This window comes from Microcoleus sp. CAWBG58, assembly GCF_020883045.1.
In the GTDB taxonomy this organism is placed as follows: domain Bacteria; phylum Cyanobacteriota; class Cyanobacteriia; order Cyanobacteriales; family Microcoleaceae; genus Microcoleus.
The window spans coordinates 1-7,716 of sequence record NZ_JAHRFA010000131.1; the positions used below are offsets into that span (position 1 = coordinate 1).

5 protein-coding genes and 1 pseudogene are annotated in these 7,716 nt (G+C 45.6%); 5 read left to right on the forward strand and 1 reads right to left on the reverse strand.

Annotation, left to right across the window (positions count from 1 at the left end; all coding sequences use genetic code 11):
• Positions 1–125: pseudogene (locus QZ918_RS31480) on the reverse strand (photosystem II D2 protein (photosystem q(a) protein)); the annotation flags it as partial.
• Positions 126–327: 202 nt separating this feature from the next.
• Between QZ918_RS31480 and QZ918_RS31485 the strand changes: the two are divergent.
• The 5 genes from QZ918_RS31485 to mutL all read left to right on the forward strand — a co-directional run bounded on the left by QZ918_RS31485 (position 328) and on the right by mutL (position 7,038).
• On the forward strand, positions 328–894 hold the full coding sequence (locus QZ918_RS31485) for a photosystem I assembly protein Ycf4 (RefSeq protein WP_293342644.1): 567 nt from the start codon (positions 328–330) through the stop codon (positions 892–894).
• Between the two features lie 142 nt (positions 895–1,036).
• Positions 1,037–1,828: a peptidylprolyl isomerase gene (locus QZ918_RS31490; RefSeq protein ID WP_367275476.1), complete on the forward strand. Its 792-nt coding sequence runs from the start codon at positions 1,037–1,039 to the stop codon at positions 1,826–1,828.
• A gap of 331 nt (positions 1,829–2,159) precedes the next feature.
• Positions 2,160–3,389 carry a beta-ketoacyl synthase N-terminal-like domain-containing protein gene (locus QZ918_RS31495; protein WP_293342647.1) on the forward strand — a complete coding sequence of 410 codons (1,230 nt, stop codon included), beginning with the start codon at positions 2,160–2,162 and terminating at the stop codon, positions 3,387–3,389.
• A gap of 341 nt (positions 3,390–3,730) precedes the next feature.
• On the forward strand, positions 3,731–4,825 hold the full coding sequence (locus QZ918_RS31500; RefSeq protein ID WP_293342650.1) for an ATP-binding protein: 1,095 nt from the start codon (positions 3,731–3,733) through the stop codon (positions 4,823–4,825).
• A gap of 305 nt (positions 4,826–5,130) precedes the next feature.
• Positions 5,131–7,038: a DNA mismatch repair endonuclease MutL gene (mutL, locus tag QZ918_RS31505; protein WP_293342654.1), complete on the forward strand. Its 1,908-nt coding sequence runs from the start codon at positions 5,131–5,133 to the stop codon at positions 7,036–7,038.
• Positions 7,039–7,716 lie beyond the last annotated feature (678 nt).

The window sequence follows — 7,716 nt, forward strand, 5'->3', positions numbered from 1 at the left end:
TAAGCGCAGGGGAATAGCAGGATGCCAGACCAGCCTACGAAGACGAAGCGATCGCGCTTGAGCCAGTCGTCGAGTACATCAAAGATGCCTCTTTCGTTCTCGGCGCGTCCGACTGCGATTGTCATTTTGGTAAAATCCTTTTGCTTGTTAAAAGACCAAGGTTTCTAATTAAACTTAACATAACTATATATTATAAGTTCATTAATTTTCAACTAGAACAGCAGGAGTTGATACAGAATCGCGATCGCCCGGTCTCGATCGCGCCAGCGGAGTGAGAGTGAGGTAGGCTAGTTGAATTAAAATTTTGGTTTAAGGCTGTTTAAATTTATGACTGCAAAAACAATGACCTCGATCGATTCTGTCCTGCGCTACGAGGTTTTGGGATCTCGTCGCTTCAGCAATTACTGGTGGGCAACGGTTGTCAGCATTGGAGGCACTGGTTTCTTGCTGTCGAGCATTTCCAGCTACTTACACAAGAACCTGCTGCCTTTTGCTGACCCGACTCAGCTTATTTTCATTCCCCAAGGCATCGCGATGGGTTTCTACGGTGTCTGCGCCCTGCTGTTGGGGCTTTACCTGTGGCTGACTGTTCTGTGGGATGTCGGCGGCGGATACAATGAGTTCGATCGCGCGTCAGGTAACATTCGGATCTTCCGTTGGGGATTTCCCGGCAAAAACCGCAAACTTGATTTTACTTGCAAGACATCGGACGTGCAATCTGTGCGGGTCGATATTAAAGAAGGTCTCAGCCCCCGTCGCAGCATTTATCTTAAGCTCAAAGACCGCCGTCAGTTTCCCCTGACAAGAGTCGGACAGCCCATTTCTTTGTCTGATGTGGAAAATCAAGCTGCCGAATTGGCTCGATTTTTGCAAGTTCCCCTAGAAGGGCTGTAGAGATTTGGGATTTGGGATTTGGGATTTTCGATTTGATATTGGTAATGTTTTGTAGGTTGGACGGCGGGGCGCACAAAATCGATAAATCTAGAGTGCGCCCGGCCATGTACCCGATCTGAATGAAGTGAAAGTGAAAATACAAATGCAAATGCAAATCAAAATTCAGCGGTGGTTCTTCTCGCTTTTAATAATTGGCGCGCTGTTTGTCGGGGGATGCGGTAGTTCCCCTGCTGCAAACTCTACTCCGACACCAAATCCGGCGTCGGGTGAAAGCATTTCTTTGTCTCCGTCTCCGCCTCCGTCTCCTGCTGCTGTGGCGGCGAGTTCGCAATTTAGCAATTTGCCGCGCTTGCAAGGAAAAGCAACGGTAGTGATGACGGTTAAAGGTTCTCCGATTACGATCGAACTCGACGGCACAAATGCCCCAATTACTGCGGGCAATTTTGTCGATTTGGTTCAAAAAGGAGTCTACGACGGGCTGGTATTTCACCGAGTGGTGCGGGAACCTCAGCCTTTTGTAGTTCAGGGTGGCGACCCCCAGGGCAAAGACCCTAAATTCCCTGCGTCGCGGCTGGGAACTGGGGGTTTTATTGACCCGAAAACATCTACAGAACGCAGGATTCCTCTGGAAATTAAGGCTAAAGATGCCCCGAGTCCGACTTACAGCCAAACGCTAGAACAAGCTGGGATTGCTCAGAAACCCGTGTTGATGCACACTCGCGGGGCTGTGGCTATGGCTCGATCGCAAAGTCCTGATTCGGCTTCTTCTCAGTTTTACTTTACTTTGACCGATGTGCCGTTTTTGGACGGTAGCTATGCGGTTTTTGGCTACGTGAAGCAAGGGATGGATGTGATTGATAAGATTCAAGCGGGCGATCGGATTGAGAAGGCTACTGTCACCCAGGGTGTCGAAAATTTTAAGGCTGTTAGTTAGTTGACAGTTGACAGTTGACAGTTGACAGTTTGCCGTTAGGAGTTGACAGTTGACAGTCGGGAGCATCTCATTTTTGCAGCAAAAAACATTTCTTTTTACAGTGCCAGCTTAAGAGCTCGTTTGGTTCTCTAAGCGAGCGGGGGCAGCACTATTAAAAACAAAACTGAGATGCACCCTGACAGTTTGCCGTTGGGAGGAAAGCAGTAGTTATTGGTTATTGGTAACAAGCCAAAACTAATAGCTGATAACTACGCATCAACAACCAACAAGTAATAAATTACGAATAACTAATCACAACTAACTAATAACTACTGCCTTCTAATTGATACTTATGGATGTTGTGGTTACGGGAATTGGTCTTGTTTCAGCGTTGGGGAATCTGGAAAATAGCTGGAAAAGACTTTTGGCTGGAGATTCGGGAATTGAGCAACATCAACCTTTTTTAGAACTTGAACCACGACTTTTGGCTTTAATTGAGACAAAACCTGCTGATTTAATCACTTTAATTCGGCAGGTTTTGGCAGATGCTTTGCAAGATGCTAATTTGACTTTGCCTTTACCTGATTGCGGAATTGCGATCGGTTCTAGTCGCGGCTTTCAGGCTAATTTGGAACAGTTGGTAAGAGAGGGGGAGAGGGGGAGAATTGCCCAATGCCCAATGCCCAATGCCCAATGCCCAATGCCCAATGCCCAATGCCCAATTCCCAATTCCCAATTCCCAATTCCCGATGCCCGATGCCCGATGCCCAATTCCCAATTCGTGGATTTTTTACCTCACATGGGGGCGATCGCGGTGGCGAGGGCAATTGGCTCGATGGGGCCTGTGCTGGCGCCGATGGCTGCTTGTGCGACGGGCCTACAGTCGATCGCCCGCGCTGTTGATTTAATCCGCACCGGTGAGTGTCAGCGGGCGATCGCTGGTGCTGTAGAAGCGCCAATTACACCGCTGACTGTGGCTGGATTTAACCGGATGGGTGCTTTGGCAAACACCGGCTGTTATCCCTTTGACGAACATCGGGAAGGCTTGGTGCTCGGCGAAGGCGGGGCTTTATTTGTATTAGAATCAAGTGAGTTGGCAAGGCGCCGCAACGCTAAAATTTACGGTCTAATTTCCGGTTTTGGGTTGACAAATGATGCTTTTCATGGTAATTCACCTGAGTTGGGTGGGACAAGTGCGATCGCGGCGGTAAATCAATGTTTGAAACGTAGCAATTTAACGGCGGTTGATATAGATTTTATTCACGCTCACGGTACTGGCACTGATTTAAATGACCGACACGAAGCCCTGTTAATTCAGAAATTGTTTCGCCAAGGAGTTGCTGTTAGTTCGACTAAAGGGGCTACTGGTCATACTTTGGGAGCTTCGGGTGCTTTGGGCGTCGCTTTTTGTTTGATGGGTATTAAATACCAGATGTTGCCGCCTTGTACTGGCATGAAAAAACCTGGGTTTGAGTTAGATTTTGTGAGGTTTGCCCGATCGACCTTTGTGAGAAATGCGGTTTGTTTGAGTTTTGGCTTTGGCGGGCAGAATGCTGGGATTGTGTTGTCGGGCGATCGTTAATTTTTGGTAATCGAAGGCGATCGGCATTGAAATTGCAGCATCTCTCTACAATTAAAATTTTGTGGGGCGTGTCAAGCTCGTGCGATCGCACTTCTTATTTAAATCTGATATAAAATACCATATATATGTATTTTAGTCAATTAACTTAGAATGTTGGTGAGATTTCTGGTACCGCTGTGCTAGTCTGGCTCTCCATATCGAGGCTTACCCTTCCCTCAAAGCCAGGGATGCCAGAAAATAACAGCAAATTCCAGCAGTATTGTATTTTATTAACGCATCGATGCTTATAGCGCGAAGATAGAAGAAAGAAACAGTTTCAATTAAGCCTCAGGTATTTTCACATGGATCTGGCATCTCATCGATTTATGTCTTATTTTGAACCTCTTCAAGCTGCTCACCTGTGCCAAATAGCTGTATTGGAAAGTTTTGCTGAAGAAACAGTGGTTTTTGAAGAAGGAGAAACAGCGGATTTTTTATATCTAGTTTTAGAAGGTGAAGTCGAGTTTAGCAAGCAGATTGACAACAGTAAATATCAAACTATTGCTGTCGCTAAGCCCGACGATTTTTTTGGCGAACTCGGAGTTTTAGACGGAGAGCCTCGCAGTGCAAGAGCTGTGGCAGTTGCCGGCTCGACTTTGGCCAAAATAAGCCGCGAAGAATTGATAGCAAACCTCGAGTTTGCTAAAGGCAGTTCAGTAATGCAAATGTTTAGTTTCATTATTAAAAATTTGCGCTCTACCACCGATCAATATGTTAGCCAGTTTGTACACAAACAAAAAATGGTTTTGGTGGGTGAAATGGTGAGCACAATTATTCACGATTTCAAAAGTCCTTTTACGGGAATTAAACTCTCCAGCGAAATGCTCAAAGAAATGCACCCCGATGCTGAAACTCAGGAATGGTGCGAACTTATTCAATTGCAAGTTCAGCGAATGTTGGGCATGGCTGAGGAAGTATTAGAATTTTCGCGGGGTAACTCTGCATTAAATAAAAAACCAGTTAATCTCATCCAGACGTTGCAGCAGTTTGAAAAGTTGAACAGAGTTTATTTTGAGGCAGCAAAAGTAGACTTAGTGCTGCGAGTATCAGAAGTGATAGTGGAAGCTGACGAGAATAAGATTTTGCGAATTTTACAAAATTTAGTTGGGAATGCTGTTGAAGCTTTTGGCGGACGCGGGGGCCGAATAGAGATTATGCTGACACAAAGTGAGGATTGGGCAGAAATTAGCATTTATGATAACGGCCCTGGCATTCCGCAATCAATCAAGGACAAGTTATTTGAACCGTTTATAACCTATGGCAAGCGGACTGGTACTGGTTTGGGAACGGCGATTGCTAAGTCGATTGTTGATGCTCACAAAGGGGAAATTAGTTATGAGTCGGAAAACAAAAAAGGGACAACTTTTTACATCCGCTTGCCAAAAGTTATCCGTTAGCCTGTCGAGTTTAAGTAATGTTTATTTGTCACCACCGAATTCAATCAATCATTTATTCAATTTGAGATTATTCGACTTCCTTCGACTTTCTTCGTCGGCTACGCTCAGGACAATACCCTCAGGACAAGTTTGAGATTGGATAGTTGCCCCAAAAGTGAATCTGGGAGCTTGAACTTTTGTCTAAAATGTTGGGAGCATCTACGACTTAACTAGGTGCCACAGTAACAGTTTTTGGGCCGATCGCGATCGTGTGTATGCAGTGGCAGAATCAGCTATAATTGAATTAACGATCTGCTAAAAATCTGATGCCAGTTACTATTCAAACCTTACCCGCAGAAGTTATCGATTTAATTGCCGCAGGCGAAGTTATTGACTCGATCGCCGCTGCGGTACGAGAATTAGTAGAAAATTCTCTCGATGCTGGCGCAACTCGCATCGTTGTGTCTGTTTGGCCCGAACAATGGCGGCTGCAAGTTGCCGATAACGGTACGGGAATGGATCTGGAAAACTTGCAGCAGGCGGCTTCGCCTCACAGTACGAGCAAAATTACCACGGAAGCTGACCTTTACAAAATTGCTACTTTGGGATTTCGCGGTGAAGCTTTGCACAGTTTGGCTCAGTTAGGCTGTTTGGAGGTTTTGAGCAGGCCCAACGATTTGGGATTCGGAGATTATTGGGAAAATCGACAGTCTGGGGAAACTCCCCCCAGCCCCCCCTTGTTAAGGGGGGGAGTTGAGAAATCATCGTTTAACAAGGCGGGAGTTGAAAATGCTCGATCGGGCTGGCGGGTAGTTTACAACAACGCTGGGGAAGCTGTGGAGCTGGAAACAGTGGCAATTGCTCCGGGTACGGTGGTGACTGTGGCTAATTTGTTTGGCAATTGGCCTGTGCGCCGCACTTTTTTGTCGCCGGCACAGCAAATGCGATCGATCCAATCAATTATCGAGCAAATTGCAATTTGTCACCCCTACGTTAATTGGCAGTTGCGCCAAGGAAATGCGCCTTGTTTTTACGTAACTTCTGCCAGCACAGCGGAACAAATTTTGCCTCAGTTTGTGCGGGGAATTCGCTTGAATGATTTGCAGTATTTAAAAGTAAGTTTGCCTTCAGCTCCTGAAAAGAATAAATCGCCAGATTATTTGGCAAACTCGGCTGTTTTATTGTCAAAAACACAGCCGAGTTACCAATGCCGAATGCCCGATGCCCAATTCCCAATGCCCAATTCTCAGTCTTTGGAGTTAGTAATTGGTTTGCCCGATCGCTGTCACCGCAGGCGGCCGGATTGGGTTAAGGTGGCAGTAAATCGGCGGGTTGTACGATCGCCCGAAATAGAGCAAACTATTCTCAGCGCCTTCGCCCGTACTTGTCCGCGCGATCGCTATCCCGTGTGTTTTGTTCACCTACAACTCTCCCCCTCTCAAATCGACTGGAACCGCCACCCGGCTAAAGTGGAAATTTATCTGCACGATCCGAGTTTTTGGCAAGCACAAGTTGGCGCTGCAATCGATCGAGCTTTGCACCTCAATGATGAGGTTTTAGCAGATCCTCCAATTCCCGATCGCGTGGGACAGTTGCTGAAAGCATCAGAACAAAAAAGTGCTTACAGTGTCGAGACTTCAGCTCGCAAGAGCGATGGCGGTGACGAACACACAACTGGTCGTAAAATAGAATTGATGGAACTGAGGGCGATCGCTCAAGTTCACAATACTTACATTGTTGCAGAACACTCTAGCGGAATGTGGTTAGTCGAACAGCACATCGCTCACGAGCGCGTTTTGTACGAACGCATCTGCGCTAATTGGCAGCTAAAATCTTTAGAAAAACCAGTGATTCTCAGTCAATTATCTGCCCTGCAAATAGAGAATTTGTCCCGCTTGGGCTTGGAAGTAGAAAGTTTTGGCGAACAGTTATGGGCGGCGCGGGAAGTACCGGATTTATTGAGCGATCGAGATGACTGTGCCGATGCACTTTTTGAACTCAGTAAAGTCGCAGATTTGCAAGCTGCTCAAGTTGCTACTGCTTGTCGCAGCGCTATTCGCAATAATACTCCTCTCAATCTTTCCCAAATGCAAAATTTGTTGGATGAATGGCAGCAAACTCGCAATCCGCGCACTTGTCCGCACGGCCGCCCGATCTATTTTGCGTTGGAAGAATCGACTTTGGCTCGGATTTTTCGCCGCAGTTGGGTGCTTGGGAAAAGTCACGGGATTTGATGGTTAAAAGTTATGCTTTAAGATTCGCGTTACTACATACAGAATTGTTTTTTTTGAACCGCAGAGGGCGCAGAGAACGCAGAGAGGAGAGTAATGCGAGTCTGCATCAGAGAAGAAGAAAAGAAAGAGAAATTTTTTGATAATGGTTTGTAGTCAGGACTTTAGTCCGCAAAAAGAAGGACTGAAGTCCTCACTACAAACCTTTTTTAGATGACAATAATAGATTGTCCGTTGGGGTAGAAAACAATGAAATATGTTTCTATATTTTCGATTGTGTTGAATGTAATCTGTAAGATTTGCGTTACATACAGAATTGTTTTTTTTGAACCGCAGAGGGCGCAGAGAACGCAGAGAGGAAGAGAAGAGAGAAGAAATGTTTCAGAATTTGATTTGTAGTGAGGATTTTAGTCTGCATCAGACAAGAAGAAAACCAGAGAAAATTTTTGAGAATGGTTTGTAGTGAGGACTTTAGTCCGCAAAAAAAAGGACTGAAGTCCTCACTACAAACCTTTTTTAGATGACAATAATAGATTGTGCGTTGGGGTAGAAAAAATGAAATATGTTTCTATATTTTCGATTGTGTTGAATGTAATCTGTAAGATTTGCGTTACATACAGAATTGTTTTTTTTGAACCGCAGAGGGCGCAGAGAACGCAGAGAGGAAGAGAAGAGAGAAGA

Coding starts and splice junctions, on each gene's coding strand:
- QZ918_RS31485 (WP_293342644.1), top strand. CDS start 328: ATGACTGCAAAAACAATGACCTCGATCGATTCTGTCCTGCGCTACGAG.
- QZ918_RS31490 (WP_367275476.1), top strand. CDS start 1,037: ATGCAAATGCAAATCAAAATTCAGCGGTGGTTCTTCTCGCTTTTAATA.
- QZ918_RS31495 (WP_293342647.1), top strand. CDS start 2,160: ATGGATGTTGTGGTTACGGGAATTGGTCTTGTTTCAGCGTTGGGGAAT.
- QZ918_RS31500 (WP_293342650.1), top strand. CDS start 3,731: ATGGATCTGGCATCTCATCGATTTATGTCTTATTTTGAACCTCTTCAA.
- mutL (WP_293342654.1), top strand. CDS start 5,131: ATGCCAGTTACTATTCAAACCTTACCCGCAGAAGTTATCGATTTAATT.